21 protein-coding genes and 1 tRNA gene are annotated in these 19599 nt (G+C 56.1%); 13 read left to right on the top strand and 9 right to left on the bottom strand.

The annotated features are described in order from the left end of the window. Positions 1-30: 30 nt before the first annotated feature. Positions 31-684 (bottom strand): LuxR C-terminal-related transcriptional regulator, encoded by a 654-nt coding sequence (locus tag B8P98_RS03925; RefSeq protein WP_080898044.1) that lies wholly within the window; start codon positions 682-684, stop codon positions 31-33. Positions 685-1032: 348 nt separating this feature from the next. Next, complete coding sequence (locus B8P98_RS03920) at positions 1033-2013, bottom strand: type IV pilus twitching motility protein PilT (RefSeq protein WP_025713494.1); 981 nt, start codon at positions 2011-2013, stop codon at positions 1033-1035. A gap of 16 nt (positions 2014-2029) precedes the next feature. Between B8P98_RS03920 and B8P98_RS03915 the strand changes: the two genes are divergently transcribed. From B8P98_RS03915 to hemW, 5 genes are read left to right on the top strand one after another with little or no spacing between them, the layout of a single operon-like run. Then, the gene (locus tag B8P98_RS03915) at positions 2030-2731 is read left to right on the top strand and encodes a YggS family pyridoxal phosphate-dependent enzyme (protein ID WP_025713495.1); all 702 of its coding nucleotides are present in this window, start codon (positions 2030-2032) and stop codon (positions 2729-2731) included. A gap of 20 nt (positions 2732-2751) precedes the next feature. Next, positions 2752-3318: a YggT family protein gene (locus B8P98_RS03910; RefSeq protein WP_004205182.1), complete on the top strand. Its 567-nt coding sequence runs from the start codon at positions 2752-2754 to the stop codon at positions 3316-3318. Then, positions 3315-3605, top strand: coding sequence for a DUF167 family protein YggU (yggU, locus tag B8P98_RS03905; RefSeq protein WP_025713496.1), 291 nt, complete (start codon positions 3315-3317; stop codon positions 3603-3605). The genes B8P98_RS03910 and yggU overlap by 4 nt, the downstream gene beginning before the upstream one ends. 12 nt (positions 3606-3617) lie before the next feature. After that, positions 3618-4211 carry an XTP/dITP diphosphatase gene (locus B8P98_RS03900; protein WP_025713497.1) on the top strand — a complete coding sequence of 198 codons (594 nt, stop codon included), beginning with the start codon at positions 3618-3620 and terminating at the stop codon, positions 4209-4211. Next, positions 4204-5340 carry a radical SAM family heme chaperone HemW gene (gene hemW / locus B8P98_RS03895; RefSeq protein ID WP_095032736.1) on the top strand — a complete coding sequence of 379 codons (1137 nt, stop codon included), beginning with the start codon at positions 4204-4206 and terminating at the stop codon, positions 5338-5340. The genes B8P98_RS03900 and hemW overlap by 8 nt, the downstream gene beginning before the upstream one ends. Positions 5341-5380: 40 nt before the next feature. Here the strand turns inward: hemW and B8P98_RS03890 are convergent, their stop codons facing one another. From B8P98_RS03890 to trmB, 3 genes are read right to left on the bottom strand one after another with little or no spacing between them, the layout of a single operon-like run. Further along, positions 5381-6100, bottom strand: a complete 720-nt coding sequence (locus B8P98_RS03890) for a YggN family protein (RefSeq protein ID WP_095032735.1) — start codon at positions 6098-6100, stop codon at positions 5381-5383. A 50-nt stretch (positions 6101-6150) separates the two neighbouring features. After that, on the bottom strand, positions 6151-6477 hold the full coding sequence (locus tag B8P98_RS03885) for a YggL family protein (RefSeq protein ID WP_002916620.1): 327 nt from the start codon (positions 6475-6477) through the stop codon (positions 6151-6153). Then, positions 6477-7196: a tRNA (guanosine(46)-N7)-methyltransferase TrmB gene (gene trmB, locus B8P98_RS03880; RefSeq protein WP_002916627.1), complete on the bottom strand. Its 720-nt coding sequence runs from the start codon at positions 7194-7196 to the stop codon at positions 6477-6479. Before trmB ends, B8P98_RS03885 begins: the two co-directional genes overlap by 1 nt. Positions 7197-7332: 136 nt before the next feature. Here trmB and mutY point away from each other — a divergent pair, with 136 nt between their 5' ends. From mutY to B8P98_RS03860, 4 genes are all read left to right on the top strand, one after another. Then, entirely contained in the window at positions 7333-8391 is a 1059-nt protein-coding gene (gene mutY / locus B8P98_RS03875; protein ID WP_095032734.1) for an A/G-specific adenine glycosylase, read from the top strand. A gap of 28 nt (positions 8392-8419) precedes the next feature. Beyond that, on the top strand, positions 8420-8695 hold the full coding sequence (locus B8P98_RS03870) for an oxidative damage protection protein (RefSeq protein WP_004105744.1): 276 nt from the start codon (positions 8420-8422) through the stop codon (positions 8693-8695). Positions 8696-8743: 48 nt separating this feature from the next. After that, entirely contained in the window at positions 8744-9826 is a 1083-nt protein-coding gene (gene mltC / locus B8P98_RS03865) for a membrane-bound lytic murein transglycosylase MltC (RefSeq protein ID WP_095032733.1), read from the top strand. Between the two features lie 188 nt (positions 9827-10014). After that, entirely contained in the window at positions 10015-11268 is a 1254-nt protein-coding gene (locus B8P98_RS03860) for a nucleoside permease (RefSeq protein ID WP_095032732.1), read from the top strand. Between the two features lie 43 nt (positions 11269-11311). On the opposite strand, the gene B8P98_RS03855 is transcribed toward B8P98_RS03860, so the two are convergent. Continuing rightward, entirely contained in the window at positions 11312-13450 is a 2139-nt protein-coding gene (locus B8P98_RS03855; RefSeq protein ID WP_025713503.1) for an ornithine decarboxylase, read from the bottom strand. Positions 13451-13870: 420 nt separating this feature from the next. Here B8P98_RS03855 and B8P98_RS03845 point away from each other — a divergent pair, with 420 nt between their 5' ends. The 3 genes from B8P98_RS03845 (at position 13871) to B8P98_RS03835 (ending at position 16188) form a co-directional block, all read left to right on the top strand. Then, positions 13871-14584 carry a DUF554 domain-containing protein gene (locus tag B8P98_RS03845; protein ID WP_025713504.1) on the top strand — a complete coding sequence of 238 codons (714 nt, stop codon included), beginning with the start codon at positions 13871-13873 and terminating at the stop codon, positions 14582-14584. 105 nt (positions 14585-14689) lie between these two features. Further along, positions 14690-14765, top strand: a tRNA-Phe gene (locus B8P98_RS03840). A gap of 163 nt (positions 14766-14928) precedes the next feature. Then, positions 14929-16188 carry a tyrosine-type recombinase/integrase gene (locus B8P98_RS03835; protein WP_095032731.1) on the top strand — a complete coding sequence of 420 codons (1260 nt, stop codon included), beginning with the start codon at positions 14929-14931 and terminating at the stop codon, positions 16186-16188. Between the two features lie 193 nt (positions 16189-16381). Here B8P98_RS03835 and B8P98_RS03830 read toward each other — a convergent pair whose 3' ends face one another. From B8P98_RS03830 to B8P98_RS03810, 3 genes are all read right to left on the bottom strand, one after another. Next, a complete protein-coding gene (locus tag B8P98_RS03830; RefSeq protein ID WP_095032730.1) occupies positions 16382-17266 on the bottom strand; it encodes an integrase domain-containing protein in 885 nt (294 codons plus the stop codon). 939 nt (positions 17267-18205) lie between these two features. Then, entirely contained in the window at positions 18206-18421 is a 216-nt protein-coding gene (locus tag B8P98_RS03815; protein ID WP_095033607.1) for a helix-turn-helix domain-containing protein, read from the bottom strand. A 2-nt stretch (positions 18422-18423) separates the two neighbouring features. Continuing rightward, complete coding sequence (locus tag B8P98_RS03810) at positions 18424-18885, bottom strand: hypothetical protein (RefSeq protein ID WP_095032728.1); 462 nt, start codon at positions 18883-18885, stop codon at positions 18424-18426. Between the two features lie 381 nt (positions 18886-19266). Between B8P98_RS03810 and gapS6a the strand changes: the two genes are divergently transcribed. Further along, a complete protein-coding gene (gene gapS6a, locus B8P98_RS03805) occupies positions 19267-19599 on the top strand; it encodes a GapS6a family protein (RefSeq protein WP_226946870.1) in 333 nt (110 codons plus the stop codon).

Raw genomic sequence — 19599 nt, 5'->3', positions numbered from 1 at the left:
GCAGGTTGCTGACGGCGCCCTTCCACCCGCTCAGTGACGCAGATGTTCGTTCGCCCAGCTCACCGCCTGGGTGCGATTCTTGACGCTCAGCTTACGAAATACATTATACAGATGCGTCCGTACCGTGTTCTCGCTGATGAACAGCGCCCGGGCGATATCCAGGTTGGTCGCGCCGCAGCGCAGTTCGTTGAGGATCTCGCATTCCCGTTCCGTCAGGGGCGAGTTCTCCACTGGTTTCGATGCATGGTCCGCAGCATACATCGCCGGGTGCATCACGCTCAATTCAGCCGTCTGTTCACCGTTCAGCACGGCCTTAACGCCCTCAATTAAGCGCGATTCATCATCGTCATGGCGGAACACACCATATAAAGCTGGCCACTGCGCCATTTCGTATAACTCATACTTTTGTGCGCTATTAATAATCAACAAACGAGGATTATCTGCCTGCAGGCGAATAATATCCCGCCACACCCTGTTTAATTTCTTATTTGACACTGCGATATCAAATAATATTACAGAATCTTTCGCCAGGCGCTGCGCAAGTGGTTTATTAATGTTTTGTAAAATCACAGGCGCCATCAGGGTTTCACTCAAATAGCTGGCAAAAGCTTTGCTTTGAATAGAGGGGTGGGTAATAAAGGTTACCTGACGAGAAGATGATGAATTTCCATTTAAATTAATCACTTAAAACTCTCCTTAGCTGTTACCCACCGCCATGGTGGTTAAATGAATAAAAAAAGATACATTCAGTCGTGAATTTATAAATCACCAAGGTGACTTACAAATAGAAACGTTATTCCATGAGAATCATCCTATTCCCATAAACAGCATAAATCGAATGACTCAAAACTGTCAAAACATAATCAAACTTTTTTCCTGGAAATGCGTATTCACTATCGACATATCTAATTTGAATGTATTATTTGAATTTATAATCAAAAGTTATTTGTATTACTAAATAATATTAATAAACAAAAAACAAACATTCATATAACATATCATTTAACCTGGCAAACCCGCCCATTCCTCACTTTATAGCTCGCCTGCAGCGACACGTTGCTGAAAACTCTGGGTAAAGGTCAGCATTCCACTCTGCATCCCGGTCTGCATCACGCCGGGCAATTGGTGCACTTTTCCTTCACGGATCAAATTCGCCACCGCAGGGGTATTGACCAGAAGCTCGTATAGCGCAACTCTGCCACCCTGACGCGCGGGTAACAATTTTTGCGCCAGTACGGCGCACAGGCTTCCGGCCAGCTGGCTACGAACCTGATCTTTCTCCTCTGCCGGAAAGACATCGATCAATCTCTCCACCGCCGGCGCCGCACCGCGGGTATGTAATGTCGCCATCACCAGATGCCCGGTCTCCGCCGCGGTTAACGCCAGGCGAATGGTTTCGCTGTCGCGTAGCTCACCTAACAGGATGACGTCAGGGTCCTGACGCAGCGCCACGCGTAACGCCGCAGCGAACGAAGGGCAGTGACGGCCAATCTCCCGCTGCTGGATCAGGCAGCGCTCGCTGTGATGAATAAACTCCACCGGGTCCTCCAGGGTCAGAATATGGCCATCAAGATGCTGGTTGAGGTGCCCAACCATTGCCGCCAGGGTGGTCGACTTGCCGCTGCCCGTCGCTCCGGTGACCAACAGCAAACCACTCTCTTCCGCCAGCAGTTCACTCAGCGCTGGCGGGGCACCCAGCAACTCCAGACGCGGGCACTGCCCGGGAAGGAGGCGCAACACCAGCGAAATTCCACGCGTATGGGCGAACGCGCTGGCGCGCAGCCGCGAACCGCAGGCCAGGGTCAGCGCAAAGTCAATCTGTCCCTGCTCCTGCCAGTGCTGTAACTGGGCGACATCGAGCCTGTCGTTAAGTAAATCCGCAACATCCGGCGCAGGAAAGGGAGCGGCCTCCAGCCTGCCCTGCCGCCGCCAGCGCGGCGCGGCGGAATTGCACAGGTGTAGATCGGAGACATTATGCTTTACACTAAGGGCTACGATTTCTTCCAGCTTCATAACTCATCCTCGGAATATGAACGATATTGCGCATAACCTGGCACAGGTCCGGGACAAAATCTCCGGTGCTGCCGCCCGATGCGGGCGTGCGCCAGAAGAAGTGACATTGCTTGCAGTGAGTAAAACAAAACCTGCGAGCGCGATCGAAGACGCCATCGCGGCAGGCCAGCGGGCATTTGGTGAAAACTACGTCCAGGAGGGCGTGGAGAAGATTAACCATTTCCAGCAGGCGGGCGTCAGTGGGCTGCAGTGGCACTTTATTGGCCCCCTGCAGTCCAACAAAAGCCGGTTAGTGGCGGAGCATTTTGACTGGTGCCACACCGTCGATCGGCTGAAAATCGCCACCCGTCTGAACGAACAGCGCCCGGCGCATTTGCCGCCGCTGAAGGTGCTGATTCAAATTAATATCAGCGATGAGCAGAGCAAATCCGGTATTCCGCTGGAAGCGCTCGATGCGTTAGCGGCGGAGATCGCTGAATTACCTCGCCTTGAGCTGCGCGGCCTGATGGCGATCCCTGCGCCTGAGTCAGAATATGTAAGGCAGTTTGCCGTCGCCCGGCAAATGGCGGTAGCATTTGCGCGATTAAAAACGCGGTACCCCACGGTCGATACGTTGTCTCTGGGAATGTCGGACGATATGGAAGCCGCAATCGCGGCGGGAAGCACGATGGTGCGCATCGGCACAGCCATTTTTGGTGCGCGCGACTACAGCAAATAATAAGGAATCTGAGGAACGCCATGAAGACGTTGACTTTCCTGCTTTCAACGGTCATTGAGCTTTACACGATGGTCGTGTTGTTACGCGTCTGGATGCAGTGGGCGCGCTGCGACTTTTACAACCCGTTTTCGCAATTTGTGGTGAAGGCCACGCAGCCGATTGTCGGACCGCTGCGCCGGATTATCCCGGCAATGGGGCCGATTGACAGCGCCTCGCTGCTGGTGGCATTTATTCTCTGCGTTATCAAAGCGATCGTGCTGTTTATGGTGATCACTTTCCAGCCGATCATCTGGATCTCCGCCCTGCTTATTCTGCTGAAAACCATCGGCTCGTTGATCTTCTGGGTGCTGCTGTTGATGGCGATCATGAGCTGGGTCAGCCAGGGCCGCAGCCCGGTGGAGTACGTGCTGATGCAGCTGGCTGACCCGCTGCTGCGCCCTATCCGCAACCTGCTGCCGTCGATGGGCGGTATCGATTTCTCACCGATGGTGCTGGTGCTGCTGCTGTACGTGATCAATATGGGCGTCGCCGAGGTGCTGCAGGCTACCGGTAACGTGCTGCTGCCGGGGCTGTGGATGGCGCTATGAGTGCCGTTGAACCCTGCGCTGACGGGCTGGTGCTGAGGCTGTACATTCAGCCTAAGGCCAGCCGCGATAGCATCGTGGGCGTACATGGCGACGAGCTTAAAGTCGCCATTACCGCCCCGCCCGTTGATGGCCAGGCCAATGCCCACCTGGTGAAATTTCTCGCCAAACAGTTCCGCGTCGCCAAAAGCCAGGTTCTGATTGAAAAAGGCGAGCTGGGCCGCCATAAGCAAGTTAAAATCATCGCCCCACAACAGATCCCGACTGCGGTCGCGGCGCTAACTGAATAAACAGGATTCATCATGCAAAAAGTCGTCCTCGCTACCGGCAACGCCGGTAAAGTGCGCGAACTGGCCTCGCTGCTGGAAGATTTTGGTCTCGATATCGTCGCTCAGACCGAGCTGGGCGTGGACTCTGCGGAAGAGACCGGCCTGACCTTTATTGAAAACGCGATTCTGAAAGCGCGTCACGCGGCGCAGATCACCGGCCTGCCGGCCATCGCCGACGATTCCGGTCTGGCCGTCGATGCGCTTGGCGGCGCGCCGGGTATTTACTCCGCCCGCTATTCCGGCGTCGACGCCAGCGACCAGCAGAATCTTGAGAAGCTGCTCGACGCGTTAAAGGACGTGCCGGACGACCAGCGTCAGGCGCAGTTCCACTGCGTGCTGGTCTATCTGCGCCATGCCGAAGATCCCACGCCGCTGGTGTGCCACGGCAGCTGGCCTGGGGTAATCACCCGACAAGCCGCCGGTACGGGTGGCTTCGGCTACGATCCGATCTTCTTCGTCCCGTCAGAAGGGAAAACCGCGGCCGAACTGAGCCGTGAAGAAAAGAGCGCCATTTCCCATCGTGGGCAAGCGCTGAAACTGTTACTGGAAGCATTACGTAATGGCTAATTTGCCGCCGCTGAGTCTCTATATCCATATTCCCTGGTGCGTGCAGAAATGTCCGTACTGCGACTTTAATTCGCATGCGCTGAAAGGCGAGGTGCCGCATGACGATTACGTCCAGCATCTGCTGAACGACCTGCAGGCCGATGCGCAATATGCCCAGGGACGGGAAATAGGCACGATTTTTATCGGCGGCGGTACGCCAAGTCTGCTGTCCGGCCCGGCCATGCAAACCCTGCTCGATGGCGTCCGCGCCTGCCTGCCGCTGGCCGCCGGGGCGGAAATCACCATGGAAGCCAACCCGGGCACCGTGGAGGCCGATCGCTTCGTTGATTACCAGCGCGCCGGGGTGAACCGCATCTCCATCGGCGTCCAAAGCTTCAGTGAACCAAAGCTGCAGCGCCTGGGACGGATCCATGGCCCTGAAGAGGCCAAGCGCGCCGCACGTCTCGCCAGCGGGCTCGGCCTGCGCAGCTTCAATCTTGACCTGATGCACGGCCTGCCGGACCAGTCGCTGGAGGAGGCGCTGGACGATCTGCGTCAGGCCATTGCCCTCAACCCGCCGCACCTGTCGTGGTACCAGCTGACCATTGAGCCGAACACCTTGTTCGGCTCACGGCCGCCGGTGCTGCCGGATGACGACGCGCTATGGGATATTTTCGAGCAGGGGCATCAGCTGCTGAGCGCCGCCGGCTATCAGCATTACGAGACGTCCGCTTACGCTAAGCCGGGCTTCCAGTGTCAGCATAATCTCAACTACTGGCGCTTTGGCGACTACCTCGGCATCGGCTGCGGCGCGCACGGCAAGATCACCTTCCCTGACGGACGCATCCTGCGTACCGCCAAAACCCGCCACCCGCGGGGGTATATGGAAGGCCGTTACCTCGAGCGTCAGCATGATGTGGAAGACGCGGATAAACCGTTTGAGTTCTTTATGAACCGTTTCCGCCTGCTGGAGGCCGCACCGCGCGACGAATTCAGACGCTATACCGGTCTTGAGGAAGCGGCGATCCGCCCGCAGCTGGAAGCGGCGATAGCCCAGGGCTATCTGCATGAAGATGAGCAGAACTGGCAGATCACCGAACACGGTAAGCTGTTTTTGAATTCCCTGCTTGAGTTATTTCTGAACGAGTAAACGCAGAAGCGGTCCTGCCGGCAAGCGGACCGCCATGTCATTATTTCAGCGAGCCAACCAGCGATTTCCGGCTATCTTCCAGCGAGACAACCCGGCTGCAGACGTCCTTACCAAACTGCTGGAAATCGGCCTCCTGGTTTTTCCATTCATCCTGAATCGCCGTTTGCAGGCCGCCGAGACTGCCGAGAATGCCCTGCAGCGGGTTACCGCCGCCTTTAAGCACCGCTTTCGCCCCCATCTCGTTAATGCTGTCCTGCAGAATGCCGCCCATCGCCTGATTCACCAGCTGCTGGCCGTCGGCGCGCACCTGGTCGATGGCTTTATAATGGAAGGTCAGGCCATCGCTGCGGCGCTCAATGATGCGGTTCATCTGCTCTTTGAGCTGCGCGTCCAGCTTGGTCAGGCGACCATGCATGCTGCTGTTGGCGCCAACCTGTTCGGTAATGATTTTATCCAGCGCCTTACGGCTTTTTTCGACTCGCGAACGCGCGCCTTCGTCAATCCACGGCAGGCTGCTGCGCAGACTGGCCTGATAATCCTGCGCCTGCTCGCGCTGGGCGGCGCTGAGCGCATAGGCCTTGCCGTTAAAGGTCAAATTGCCGTCCGGCTTTATCACCAGATCGCCATTTTCCCCTTTCACCTGGACCTGCTGCGGGCTGAGGATCACATCGTCACGCGGCGTGACGCTACACTGGTAGTCCGCATGGGCAGACAAAGCGGTGACGGAGAGCGCCACCGCCAGCAGCGTTTTACGCATCATAAAACTCCCTTAAGACAAAACGGGCCGGCAATTGCCGACCCTTGTCAAACTTAGTCCCACCAGACGTCAAAAAGTTCGCTGGTGCGCACATCCTCTAACTTACGCGCTTCCAGCCATTTGCGTACGATGGCCTGATGCTCTTCGGTGCATTTACCGATCTCCTGCATGCAGATGAGCCCTTCCCAGGAGAGATAGCCGCTGCCGTCGAAGGCCAGCTTGTTCGGCTCAATCACCTCTTCGATCAGATCGTTGACCGTCTGGTCGATCTGCTCTTCGCTGGTCCCTTCCGGGAAACGCCAGGCGACGGAGAAACCTAACTCCTGAAACTCATCGATATGCATTTTTTTACGCAGACGACGGCTACGATTCTTGGCCATTATTTCACCCTCTCGAACATTAAGTCCCATACGCCGTGGCCGAGACGATGGCCACGCTGTTCAAATTTGGTTACCGGGCGCGATTCCGGGCGCGGTACATAATCGTTGCTTGCCGACTGGTTACGATAACCTTCCAGCGAGGACATGACTTCCAGCATATGCACGGCATAGGCTTCCCAGTCGGTCGCCATATGGAAGACACCGCCAAGCTTCAGCTTGCTTTTCACCAGCTCAGCGAAAGGCGGCTGCACGATACGACGTTTATTATGGCGCGCTTTATGCCACGGATCAGGGAAAAACAGTTGCACCATATTCAGCGAGTTATCCGGGATCATAGTGTGCAGCACTTCCACCGCATCGTGACACATTACGCGCAGATTTTGTACGCCTTCTTCTTCCGCAGAAGCCAGGCATGCGCCGACGCCCGGCGAGTGTACTTCAATGCCGAGGAAATTCTGTTCCGGTTTGGCTTTTGCCATCGCCACCAGCGAGGCGCCCATGCCGAAGCCAATCTCGAGGGTGACCGGCGCGTCACGGCCAAACAGGGCGGCGAAATCGAGCGGCGCATCGTTGAATTCAACGCCCATCACCGGCCAAATGTTATCCAGCGCATGCTGCTGCCCTTTCGTCAGGCGACCCTGGCGACGGACGAAGCTACGAATACGGCGCAGCGGACGGCCGTTTTCATCAAATTCCGGAGAGATGACGTCGTTTTTCATAAAAGTTTGGTCTGCTTGTGAATGTGTTCGGAAAACGGGCATTATCCAAAGTTACCCGGCGGATGCAAGGGTTTACAGCCACTCGCCCTTGTGCTGCAATCTGCCACCCTGTAATCGCGATCCCGGAGCCGTAGCTTTGACTTTTCTCGCCACGCAATTTTCAGCCCAGGTTCTGGACTGGTACGACAAATACGGGCGTAAAACCCTGCCCTGGCAAATCGCCAAGACGCCCTACAAAGTATGGCTCTCCGAAGTGATGTTGCAACAGACCCAGGTCACCACGGTTATTCCCTATTTTGAACGTTTTATGGCGCGTTTCCCCACGGTTGTTGATTTAGCCAACGCGCCGCTGGATGAGGTGCTGCATCTGTGGACCGGCCTCGGCTACTACGCGCGGGCGCGCAATTTACATAAAGCCGCGCAGCAGGTCGCCACACTGCACGGCGGGGAATTCCCCCGGACCTTTGACGCAGTGGCGGCGCTGCCCGGCGTCGGGCGCTCAACGGCGGGGGCGATTTTATCCCTTTCGCTCGGTCAGCATTATCCGATTCTCGACGGTAATGTGAAGCGGGTGCTCGCCCGCTGCTATGCTGTCAGCGGCTGGCCGGGAAAAAAAGAGGTGGAAAAACGGCTGTGGGACATCAGCGAAGAGGTTACCCCGGCGAAGGGGGTTGAGCGCTTCAACCAGGCGATGATGGATCTCGGGGCAATGGTTTGCACCCGCTCGAAGCCGAAGTGCGAGCTGTGCCCGCTGAATAACGGCTGCGTGGCCTACGCCAATCATTCATGGGCAGAATATCCGGGCAAAAAACCGAAGCAGACCCTCCCGGAACGCACTGGCTATTTCCTGCTGATGCAGCACGGCGACGAGGTGTTTCTCTCCCAGCGTCCACCGGTGGGTTTGTGGGGCGGATTATTCTGTTTTCCGCAGTTTGCAGACGAAGCGGGGCTGCGCGAGTGGCTGGCGCAGCGTCAGATAAAGGCCGATAATCTGACGCAATTAACCGCCTTTCGCCACACTTTCAGCCATTTCCACCTGGATATTGTGCCGATGTGGCTTACAGTGCACTCATCTGGCGCATGCATGGATGAAGGCAACGCACTCTGGTATAACTTAGCGCAGCCGCCGTCGGTCGGACTGGCGGCCCCCGTGGAGCGCTTGTTGCAACAGTTAAAAGCCGGAACGCCGGTATAAATTTTTCGGCTATCAAAGAGGATTGATTATGAGCAGAACCATTTTTTGTACTTTCCTGCAACGTGAAGCGGACGGCCAGGATTTCCAGCTCTATCCGGGCGAGCTCGGTAAGCGCATTTACAACGAAATCTCCAAAGAAGCCTGGGCGCAGTGGCAGCACAAGCAGACCATGCTGATCAACGAGAAAAAACTCAGCATGATGAACCCGGAGCACCGCAAGCTGCTGGAGCAGGAGATGGTGCAGTTCCTGTTTGAAGGGAAAGACGTGCATATCGAAGGCTACACGCCGCCGGAAAAACAGTAAGGGCCCTGCGGCCTTTTAAAAACAAACACAACACGCACGCCCGGAATGATGAAAAAATACTTAGCGCTCGCGCTGATTGCGCCGTTGCTCGTTTCGTGTTCCAGCTCCAATAAAAAAGGCACCGAATACAACGAGGCCTGGGTCAAGGACACGAACGGATTCGATATCCTGATGGGCCAGTTTGCCCATAACATTGAGAACATTTGGGGGTATAACGAAGTCCTGCTCGCCGGGCCGAAGGACTACGTTAAATATACCGATCAATATCAAACCCGCAGCCACATCAACTTTGATGCCGGGACGATCACCGTCGAGACCATCGCGGGCACCGATCCGCGCGGACGACTGCGCCAGGCGATCATCAAAACGCTGCTGATGGGCGATGACCCCAACTCCATTGACCTCTACTCTGACGTCGATGATATTCAGATCTCCAAAGAGCCATTCCTCTACGGCCAGGTCGTCGATAACACCGGGGCATCGATTCGCTGGGAGTGGCGCGCCGCGCGCTATGCCGATTACCTGCTGCAAACCCGTCTGAAGAGCCGCAACAATGGTCTGCGCGTGGTCTACAGCATCACCATCAACCTGGTGCCGAACCATCTCGACAAACGTGCGCATAAATACCTCGGTATGGTTCGTCAGGCCTCGCGTAAGTATGGGGTTGATGAGTCGCTGATCCTCGCGATTATGCAGACCGAATCCTCTTTCAACCCCTATGCGGTCAGCCATGCCGACGCCATGGGGCTGATGCAGGTCGTTCAGCACAGCGCCGGCAGAGACGTCTTCCGTTCCCAGGGCAAATCGGGCCTGCCAAGCCGCAGCTATCTCTTTGACCCGGCAAATAATATCGACACCGGCACCGCCTACCTGGCGATGCTGAACAATGTCTACCTCGCCGGCATCGATAACCCCACCTCGCGTCGCTATGCGGTGATCACTGCCTATAACGGCGGCGCCGGCAGCGTGCTGCGGGTCTTCTCCAGCGATAAAGTGCAGGCGGCCAATATTATCAACAGCATGGCGCCAGGGGACGTCTACCAGACCCTGACCACCCGCCATCCGTCGGCGGAATCACGCCGCTATCTGTATAAGGTTAACACCGCGCAGAAAAGCTACCGCCGCAAATAACCCCCCTGTCACCGGCCTCAGCCCTGCGCTGAGGCCGCGCTTATTCTCCGCCATACTTTGTAATATCTTTCGATTTTCTGCGGCAGTTAACAGAAGCCTTCAGCTGGCAAATGATAGAATCGCATCAAAATAACGGCATTAATGTTATTTTAAAAACATAACAAGCCCACATTCGTGAGGATATCTACATGAATCTTAAGCTGCAGCTCAAAATATTGTCGTTCCTGCAGTTCTGCCTTTGGGGGAGCTGGCTCACCACGCTTGGCTCATACATGTTCGTCACGCTGAAGTTTGATGGCGCGGCTATCGGTGCAGTGTATAGCTCGCTCGGGATCGCCGCAGTGCTGATGCCAACGCTGCTCGGTATCGTTGCCGATAAGTGGATCAGTGCTAAATGGGTATACGCCATCTGCCACCTGGTCGGCGCGTTAACGCTGTACCTCGCGGCGCAGGTCACCACGCCGGGCGAGATGTTCCTCGTGATCCTGCTTAACTCGCTGGCCTATATGCCGACGCTTGGCTTGATCAACACCATCTCCTACTACCGCCTGCAGTCAGCAGGGCTGGATATCGTCACCGATTTCCCGCCAATTCGCATCTGGGGCACCATCGGCTTTATCCTCGCCATGTGGGGCGTGAGCTTCTCCGGCTTTGAACTGAGCCATATGCAGCTGTACATTGGCGCGACGCTGTCGGTCCTGCTGGCGCTGTTCACCCTGACGCTGCCGACGATCCCGGTCGCCAACGCCCAGCGCAATCAAAGCTGGACGGAGATGCTGGGACTTAACGCTTTTGCGCTGTTTAAAAACAAACGCATGGCAATCTTCTTCATCTTCTCGATGATGCTCGGCGCCGAGCTGCAAATCACTAACATGTTCGGCAACACCTTCCTGCACAGCTTCGATAAAAATCCGATGTTTGCCGGCAGCTTTATCGTTGAACACGCCTCGGTGTTGATGTCGATCTCGCAGATCTCCGAAACGCTGTTTATCCTGACTATCCCGTTCTTCCTTAGCCGCTACGGCATCAAGAACGTGATGCTTATCAGTATCGTGGCGTGGATGCTGCGCTTCGGCCTGTTCGCCTTCGGCGACCCGACGCCGTTCGGCACCGTGCTGCTGGTGCTGTCGATGATCGTCTACGGCTGCGCCTTCGACTTCTTCAACATCTCCGGTTCGGTGTTCGTTGAGAAAGAGGTACGTCCGGAAATCCGCGCCAGCGCCCAGGGAATGTTCCTGATGATGACCAACGGCTTCGGCTGTATTCTCGGTGGGATGGTGAGCGGCAAAGTAGTGGAGCACTTTACCGTCGAGGGGATCACTGACTGGCAGAGCGTGTGGCTGATTTTCGCCGGCTATTCGCTGGTGCTGGCCTTCGCCTTCGTGGCGCTGTTCAAATACAAACACGTCAGACAACCTGCCGCCGCCCAGCAGAACGCGTGATCGGCAAAAGTAAAACGCCCCGCCTGTTCAGCGGGGCGTTTTTTTATTCCTTCAGCACGTAGCCATACAGTCGCTTAATGCCGTCCGGATCCGTCTCGCTGTAAACTCCCTGCAGCTCCGGCGAGAAGCCAGGCAGCATATTGACCCCCTCCTCCAGCGCGAGGAAATAGCGCAACACGGCGCCGCCCCAGACCTCGCCGGGCACCACGCACAGCACGCCCGGCGGATACGGCAGTGCCCCCTCCGCCGCAATGCGGCCTTCCGCTTCGCTCAGACGCACCAGCTCCACGTTGCCGCGAATAAACTCGCGGTTGGCATCCTGGGGATTCATCACCACCCGCGGGAAGCTCCGTTTGCGGAACATCTCCTTTTGCAGGCTCTTCACATCAAAGCTGACATAGAGATCGTGCATCTCCTGGCACAGTTCGCGCAGGGTGTAATCGCGATAGCGCACCGGATATTTGTTGTAGATGGTCGGCAACACATCGGCCAGCGGCGTATCCGCCTCAATATGCTGCTCGAACTGCCCGAGCATCGCTACCAGATGCGCCATTTTTTCGGCGCTCTCCGCCGGCGTCAGCAGGAACAGAATCGAGTTGAGATCGCACTTCTCCGGCACGATGCCGTTTTCACGCAGATAGTGCGCCAGAATAGTCGCCGGAATGCCGAACTCGGTATAGTCGCCGCTATCGGCATCGATGCCCGGGGTGGTCAGCAGCAGCTTACACGGGTCGACAAAGTACTGGTCGTCCGCATAGCCCTCAAAACCATGCCAGCGCGCGTCCGGTTCGAAGCTGAAGAAGCGGCGTTCCCGGGCGATCGCCTCGGTCGGGTGATCCTGCCACGGACGCCCCGCCACCACTGGCGGAATAAAGGGCTGGATCATCTTGCAGTTGGCGATGATCGCTTTGCGCGCCTCGATGCCCAGCGCCACGCACTCGGCCCACAGGCGACGGCCGCTTTCGCCTTCGTGGATTTTGGCGTTAACATCCAGCGCAGCAAACAGCGGATAGAACGGGCTGGTGGAGGCATGCAGCATAAAGGCGTTATTCAACCGCTTATGCGGACAGAAGCGCGCCTGGCCGCGCAGATGGTTATCCTTTTTATGGATCTGCGACGTTTGCGAAAAGCCGGCCTGCTGCTTGTGCACGGACTGAGTGACAAAAATACCCGGATCGTCCGGGGTCAGCTCCAGCAGCAGCGGCGAGCAGTCAGCCATCATCGGGATAAACTGCTCATAGCCCACCCATGCCGAGTCAAACAGGATGTAATCGCAGAGGTGGCCGATCTTATCCACCACCTGACGGGCGTTATAGACCGTACCGTCGTAGGTTCCGAGCTGGATCACCGCCAGACGAAATGGGCGGGAGGCATTGGCTTTCTCAGGCGCCGCTTCGCGGATACGTTCCCGCAGGTAATGCTCATCAAAGCAGCGTTCGTCAATGCCGCCAATAAAGCCGAACGGATTGCGCGCGGCTTCAAGATAGACAGGCGTCGCCCCCGCCTGAATCAGCGCCCCGTGATGGTTTGACTTATGGTTGTTACGATCGAACAGCACCAGATCGCCGCGGGTCAACAGCGCGTTGGTCACGACTTTGTTGGCCGCCGAGGTGCCATTGAGAACGAAATAGGTTTTATCGGCGTTAAACACCTTCGCGGCGAACTTCTGCGCGTGCTTGGCCGACCCTTCGTGGATCAGCAGATCGCCTAGTTTCACATCGGCGTTGCACATGTCGGCGCGAAAGACATTCTCGCCAAAAAACTCAAAGAACTGACGGCCAGCAGGGTGCTTTTTGAAAAACGCCCCGTGCTGATGCCCCGGACAGGCAAAGGTGCTGTTATCCATCTCGACGTACTGGGTCAGGGTATTGAAAAATGGCGGCAGCAAACGCGCTTCATAATCACAAGCCGCCGCCTCCAGCTCCAGCCATTCCTGATCTTTACCGGCGATCACCGCCTGCACCCCCTCCGGCTTCTCGACCGCCGTCTCACTCAGCAGGTAGACCGGCAGGTTAAAGCCACTGCGCCTGAGGAGAGTAAGGATGCCGCTGCGACTGTCGGCCGCGGAGATGACGACTGCCGCCACATCGGTAAAATCGGTACTGTCCAGCGCCACAACGCGACGGTGGGTGGACAAGCGGGTGACCAGCTCGTAGCTGGCGGCAATGTGCATGGATTTCATAAGCGCAAATGCCCGTATCGGGAGTGTAAAAAGCTCAGACAAGGGAGAACCTTGCCCAACGATGTGTCCGGGTCTGACGGATTCAGCTCCGACCGCCGGACATCAGTAAAAGCAGACGCGTCCGATCTTACTGTTGCCCTACAGTGAGCATACGTGTCCTTCACCGCATGGTGAACAGAGGGGTAAGCGTAGCAAGATGAGGCTGCCCGCGCATCGGTGCGCGGCGTCGCTGGCGAGGTAATGGCAGTGTCGTCATCGGCGGCCTCATAGCAGGGAGGAGAAAATTCGCGCAATCATGGCACCTTTCCCGGACCGGCGCAAGATGAAAACCGTATGCACTTATATCACGGATACACAAGCTTTCCCGGCAGGTTAACGTCATAATAATGCGGTTATCAGGGATATTTAACAGGAGTCAGCGTGGTTACAGGACCTTTTATTAACGCCAGCGCGGTGCTGGTCGGCGGCGTGCTGGGCGCCTTGCTTAGCCAACGGTTGCCGGAGCGGATCCGCGCCTCAATGACCTCCATTTTTGGCCTGGCGTCATTGGGTATCGGCATTTTATTGGTCATCAAGTGTGCCAATTTGCCGGTGATGGTGCTCTCGACCCTTGTCGGTGCGCTGCTCGGCGAAGTGAGCAATATGGAAAAAGGGATCAATACGCTGGTCAGCAAGCTCCAGCAGCTAATGTCAGCGAAAGGCAAGAAAAAGGCCTCCGCTCAGGAATCTTATATCCAGAGCTACGTGGCGATTATTGTTCTGTTCTGCGCCAGCGGCACCGGCGTCTTCGGTGCCATGCGCGAAGGGATGACCGGCGATGCCAGCATTCTGATTGCCAAAGCGTTTCTCGATTTTTTCACCGCCACCATTTTTGCCTGCACGCTGGGGATTGCCGTCGCCGCCATCAGCGTGCCGATGCTGATCATTCAGCTGACCCTCGCAGCCTGCGCGGCGGTGATTATGCCGCTTACCACGCCGATGATGCTGGCGGATTTCAGCGCCGTCGGCGGTATGCTGCTGGTCGCCACCGGCCTGCGCATCTGCGGGATAAAAATGTTTGCGGTAGTGAATATGCTACCTGCACTGGTGCTGGCGATGCCGATTTCAGCGGCCTGGACGCTGTTTTTTGCCTGAAGACGCGTGCTTTTAGCGCAATGTGGTGATAGATTGTTCAGTCTGCTGCAAAACAGATAAATTTCGTTGACGAGGCGCGGCGATTACGGTTTAATGCGCCCCGTTGCCCGGATAGCTCAGTCGGTAGAGCAGGGGATTGAAAATCCCCGTGTCCTTGGTTCGATTCCGAGTCCGGGCACCAAAATTTAGTTTCATGGCATTCTTATAAGTCCTGAAACGTTAGAAAATCAGTAAGTTAAAGAAACCTGATGGTGCTGAAAAGTTCCGTCAGGTTTTTTGACATCCCGAGTTTTGGGGGGCTTAATTGGGGGCCTGTTGGTTCGATAAACTCTGGAGCCCCCGCGATGCCACTCACCGATACCGCCATCCGCAATGCAAAGCCTCTCGATAAACCTTACAAGCTCAGCGACGCGCAGGGTCTTTACCTGCTGATTAAACCCAACGGCTCTAAGCTCTGGCAGCTCAAGTACCGCTTTGGCGGCAAGGAGAAGAAGCTGGCGTTTGGCGCTTACCCGACCGTTACGCTGGCGAATGCGCGTAAGCTGCGTGAAGAGGCTCGCGCTGTACTCAGCGCGGGCGACGATCCGGGGGTGAAAAAGCAGCAGGAAAAACAGGCGAAGAAAAGCGGTAATACCTTTGAAGAAATCGCCCGTAAATGGGTGGCAGGGAATATCCGCTGGACAGAGGCACACGCAGCCAAAGCTCTGCGCTCGCTTGAGCTGCACGTATTTCCGCTGATTGGCAAAATCCCCGTTGCCGACCTGAAAACCGCCGATCTGCTGATCCCGCTGCGGGTGGCGGAGAGAAAGGGCAATCTGGAGACCGCCGCGCGGATACAGCAGCGCACCACGGCGATCATGCGCTATGCCGTGCAGGAGAGTCTGATCGCCAGCAACCCGGCTAACGATCTGACAGGCGCCATCGCGCCGCCGCCGAAAAACCACTACCCCGCCCTGCCGCTGGAGAAAATGCCGGAGTTGCTGGAGCGGCTGGAGGGCTATTCCGGCAGGCTGTTAACCCGTCTGGCGGTGCAGCTTAACCTGCTGATCTTTATTCGTTCCAGCGAGCTGCGCTTTGCCCGCTGGGCGGAGATCGATCTGGATGGCGCAATGTGGACTATCCCCGCCGAGCGTGAGCCGATTCCGGGCGTGCGTTATTCAGAGCGTGGCGCAAAGATGAAAACGCCGCATCTGGTGCCGCTGTCAAAACAGGCGGTGACGGTGCTGAAACAGTTAAAGCTGCTGTCCGTTAACAGCGAGTTGCTGTTTCCCGGCGACCACGATCCGCGTAAGCCGATGAGCGAAAACACCATCAACAAAACGCTGCGGGTGATGGGGTACGACACAAAGGTGGACGTGTGCGGTCACGGCTTCCGCACGATGGCCTGTAGCGCGCTGATCGAGTCCGGGCGCTGGTCGAAAGATGCGGTAGAGCGGCAGATGAGCCATCAGGAGCGTAACAACGTTCGCGCCGCGTATATCCACAAGGCGGAGCACCTCGACGAGCGCACTCAGATGATGCAGTGGTGGTCGGACTATCTCGATGCCTGTCGGCAGAAGTTTGTGGCGCCATATCGGTATGACAGGCAGGTTCAGGTGGCCTGAGCCATTCAGTGGGTCACGCAGGAAAGCAGATCTCAGCGGATCTGCTTTTTTATTTGCACCAGCCCCAAATCCATAGATCTGCGCCAGTTCCTGCCCTTTCAGCTCTTTGGCCTTTTCCGGTCTGGCGCTGTTACCCTTAACGTTCCTTTACCCTTCGGCCTTTTGCTTTTCATGATTGCACCAGAACAGGAAATTACTCCTCTTCTTCCCGTCGCCCGTAAACCTGCACCACATACCGCCCTCGCCCGTCGCCGTGGCCCAAATCCATCGCGGCCAGCGCCAACGCTTCTTTTTCGCTGAATCCCTGCGCCAGATAGTGACGGAGCGCATCCTGCGTCCACGCATAACGCAACGAGTGCGGTGTGTAATCGCCTGTCAGACCAGCTTTTGCAATCTCTCCCCTCCAGTAATTCGTCGCTTTCTGGAGATTGGGTCGGTCAATCAGCCTGCCGTTGCGTTGCTCTGCGACAGATAAGGCGTTTTCCAGCGCTTTTTTGACTGCGCCAGTATCCTGAATAATGGTTTCACGCGGGCGATGGCCTTTGGTGCCAAACACCACCGTCAGCCGGGTTTCGCCGCGCTCCATCGCCTGTTTCCACGTTTTCAGTGACTGGCAGCATTGTACCGCTTCCTGCGAGCGTAACCCCATCAACCTTGCCAGCTCCAGCGTCGCCGCCAGCCCTGCGTCTTTATCGCGGGCGGCTTCCAGTACCTTGCTGTAATACTCCGGCGTGATGGCCCGGTTGGTGCCGTTACGGGATGCGCCAGCCAGCCCCAATGATTGATTGGTCAGCCGCTCATGTTCTGCCACCTGCTTGCGTCCGACCTGTTGCAGCACACCACGCAGCGCGGCCATTTCATTTTGTAGCGTCCGTTTGCCGATCTCCTGCACCAGTCGCGCCTGGATATAGCATTCGATATGGCGAACCTTGACCTGTTCCACCCGCTGGATCTGGATATTCAGCGAGCGTAAATGGCGGCTGAACCGCTGCACAATATGAATGCGGTCATCCACCGTTTTAAAACTGCCGCCCGCTTTTTTCGCCAGCGCCTTCATTTCACCGCCTAATTTACCCATAGCTACCCCTTGCAGCTTGATAAAAAGCACAATCTGGCCCCGGCGTATGCTTTGTGGCTGCGCCAGAACGATACCTTCACGCCGGGGTGGCAGATTGTTGAGGTGTAGGGAGTTTCAGACTGTACGCGGTACAGGCTGCCTGCGTGAGCAGGAAATTCTCCGGGGCGTCATGCCCCCCTCGGTATCGATCTTTTTCTCCTTTTCTGAACCGACAGCGGCCTGAAAACGGCGTGTCAGTGTGGGGGATTGAGGGCGCAGGCCAGATTTTCCATGGCTTGCGTCGGCGTGGTGGAATGGCGTCACTTGCGCCCGCGTTGCGGGACTCAAGTGACGCCCGGTCAGGTGCTGTGCTCTGAGAGGGCACATTCTGGTGCAGTTTTACGGTCACGCGGCAGCAAAGCCTTGCGGCAATGCAGGCCGCAGCCCGTAAAGTAAACAGCGCTGGTGTGGCAGCAGGTGCAGGATTTACCGGAAAGTTTCCGGCGCGGTAAAACACCGGCCAATGGACTGGTGCAGGTAAAAGACGCTGAAATTCAGCAGGTGTAAGTGAACCGTGAAATCGGGTGATTTCCGGTTGTGTGGAATGACAGCCGATGAACTGGCGCAGTTAAAGAATGCATCGTGTATGAACTTCGGGCCTCCGCCGCGATGTTCTGCGACCCGGTGTTTGCAGAGGTCTGCACCGGTAAAGGGATCAACCGTCCTGACGGAACAGGTGCTTCTTTCAGGTTGCGAAGCAAAGGGCGCTGTCAACGACAGCATAGAGCAGAAGGGAGATTACACCCGGTTTGCACGGATGAAAAGGGGAAACCTTTTTTCCGGGAATTGAGTTGTTTGTGGATTTTTTCGTCATTCTGTGAATGACAGCCTGCCGCGCTTCGCTTGTCTTCTCCCGATCTTCCGCCAGCATAAGCTGACAGAAGATCGGGAGAGTCTGTTTTAACGTGGTCTGAGATAACGGGAAGGCCAGATTTGCTCTGGCGCCACGCCCAACGCTTCGGCGATCAGCCTTTCAGCCTTGGGCCAGTGGCGGTTAAGGGCGTTTGCCAGCGTTGAGGACGCCAGCCCCGACTTGCGGGAAACGGCGGACAGCGACGTCCCTTGCTTTTTCAGCGCCGCGATAATGTCGGCGGAATGCCAGTCCGGCTGCATCATGATCATGCCGCCTCCCCATCTATAAACTTCACGCCGTCGGCGGTACGCAGCCAGCGCGGGGCTTTCATTTCCGCCGCGAAGTAGTTGATCAGGTCGTACAGCAGATAACTCAACTGTTTCTCCTTTTCAGAATAAAATCCCTGCTCCGCCAGTGTCTGCGTCAGGGCGAGGCAGTAGCTACAAAGCTCGGTGCATTCCGGTCCAAACTGGGGGGAATTCGCCGGGAGAGTATCGACGGTCAGGCTTTCAACAAGATGGGGCGGGACGGGTTCTAACAGCGTGGGCTGGAGCAATGTCAGAGCGGCGTTGAGTCTGCCGCAGAGCGCCATTTTCAGTGTGGGGTCGTCGTTTTCAATCAGGGTTTCGGCGAAGTTTTCACAGTGATCGGCAAGGACGGTGAAATCCGTGGCGGCATTGAAGGGAACAGCAAGTAACGGGTGTGTTTGAGTGGGGATCGTAGCCATAGTGGCAGCCTCCAGTAAGTGATTGTTTGAACCACCACCGAAGAGACCAATCTTACGGGTGGTGGAACCGGACGGAGTTGGTCTTACCGGCCTTACTGGACACCGGCGCGTCTTGCGACGCCTCCGCCCGGCCCACCATTGAGATGTAGCCGGATGAACGACATAAAAAAGACGCAAAGCGCGTCATATGTCGCCAGTAAGGAATATCTTCAGGAGACCAATCCCGGCACCTGATTTTGCAGGTGCTTGTAAACGATACCGCGTTTGGTTAGCAGCAGCAAGAACTCATCTCATCCATACTTTCTGTACGGTCAGGCTCTGGTATTCGAAGATACACTTCAGGTATAGTTATCTATATGATTTAACTATAGAGAAAGAGAAATGACTATGGATTTTCTAACAAGTACCATTTTATCGGGATTACTTTATGACGGATTAAAGTCTGGCGTAACGATCAGTGCGGTCTGGTTAAAAGATACTCTTAGAAACTGGCTGATTGACGATAATACAGCGCAAATAATGGCAGATAAAATTACTCAACTAGGCATAAATGATGATCTAAGTGGAAAAGCAATAAAAACCAGAATTGATAACGATCCTGAGTTATTGAGGATATTAATGGAAATTAAAACTGCACCGCAGACTATTAACCATGTTAGTACCCATCATGGTAGCGGCGATATCGTGCATGGTAATAAAATCATCAATAACTAA

It is taken from the genome of Klebsiella quasivariicola (genome assembly GCF_002269255.1).
GTDB lineage: Bacteria > Pseudomonadota > Gammaproteobacteria > Enterobacterales > Enterobacteriaceae > Klebsiella > Klebsiella quasivariicola.
This window is presented reverse-complemented; position numbering and strand designations above follow the sequence as displayed.

Coding starts and splice junctions, on each gene's coding strand:
- yggU (WP_025713496.1), top strand. CDS start 3,315: ATGAGTGCCGTTGAACCCTGCGCTGACGGGCTGGTGCTGAGGCTGTAC.
- B8P98_RS03920 (WP_025713494.1), bottom strand. CDS start 2,013: ATGAAGCTGGAAGAAATCGTAGCCCTTAGTGTAAAGCATAATGTCTCC.
- B8P98_RS03885 (WP_002916620.1), bottom strand. CDS start 6,477: ATGGCCAAGAATCGTAGCCGTCGTCTGCGTAAAAAAATGCATATCGAT.
- hemW (WP_095032736.1), top strand. CDS start 4,204: ATGGCTAATTTGCCGCCGCTGAGTCTCTATATCCATATTCCCTGGTGC.
- B8P98_RS03910 (WP_004205182.1), top strand. CDS start 2,752: ATGAAGACGTTGACTTTCCTGCTTTCAACGGTCATTGAGCTTTACACG.
- B8P98_RS03915 (WP_025713495.1), top strand. CDS start 2,030: ATGAACGATATTGCGCATAACCTGGCACAGGTCCGGGACAAAATCTCC.
- B8P98_RS03810 (WP_095032728.1), bottom strand. CDS start 18,885: ATGGCTACGATCCCCACTCAAACACACCCGTTACTTGCTGTTCCCTTC.
- gapS6a (WP_226946870.1), top strand. CDS start 19,267: ATGACTATGGATTTTCTAACAAGTACCATTTTATCGGGATTACTTTAT.
- B8P98_RS03860 (WP_095032732.1), top strand. CDS start 10,015: ATGAATCTTAAGCTGCAGCTCAAAATATTGTCGTTCCTGCAGTTCTGC.
- B8P98_RS03815 (WP_095033607.1), bottom strand. CDS start 18,421: ATGATGCAGCCGGACTGGCATTCCGCCGACATTATCGCGGCGCTGAAA.
- B8P98_RS03870 (WP_004105744.1), top strand. CDS start 8,420: ATGAGCAGAACCATTTTTTGTACTTTCCTGCAACGTGAAGCGGACGGC.
- mltC (WP_095032733.1), top strand. CDS start 8,744: ATGAAAAAATACTTAGCGCTCGCGCTGATTGCGCCGTTGCTCGTTTCG.
- B8P98_RS03830 (WP_095032730.1), bottom strand. CDS start 17,266: ATGGGTAAATTAGGCGGTGAAATGAAGGCGCTGGCGAAAAAAGCGGGC.
- trmB (WP_002916627.1), bottom strand. CDS start 7,196: ATGAAAAACGACGTCATCTCTCCGGAATTTGATGAAAACGGCCGTCCG.
- B8P98_RS03855 (WP_025713503.1), bottom strand. CDS start 13,450: ATGAAATCCATGCACATTGCCGCCAGCTACGAGCTGGTCACCCGCTTG.
- B8P98_RS03900 (WP_025713497.1), top strand. CDS start 3,618: ATGCAAAAAGTCGTCCTCGCTACCGGCAACGCCGGTAAAGTGCGCGAA.
- B8P98_RS03890 (WP_095032735.1), bottom strand. CDS start 6,100: ATGATGCGTAAAACGCTGCTGGCGGTGGCGCTCTCCGTCACCGCTTTG.
- B8P98_RS03835 (WP_095032731.1), top strand. CDS start 14,929: ATGCCACTCACCGATACCGCCATCCGCAATGCAAAGCCTCTCGATAAA.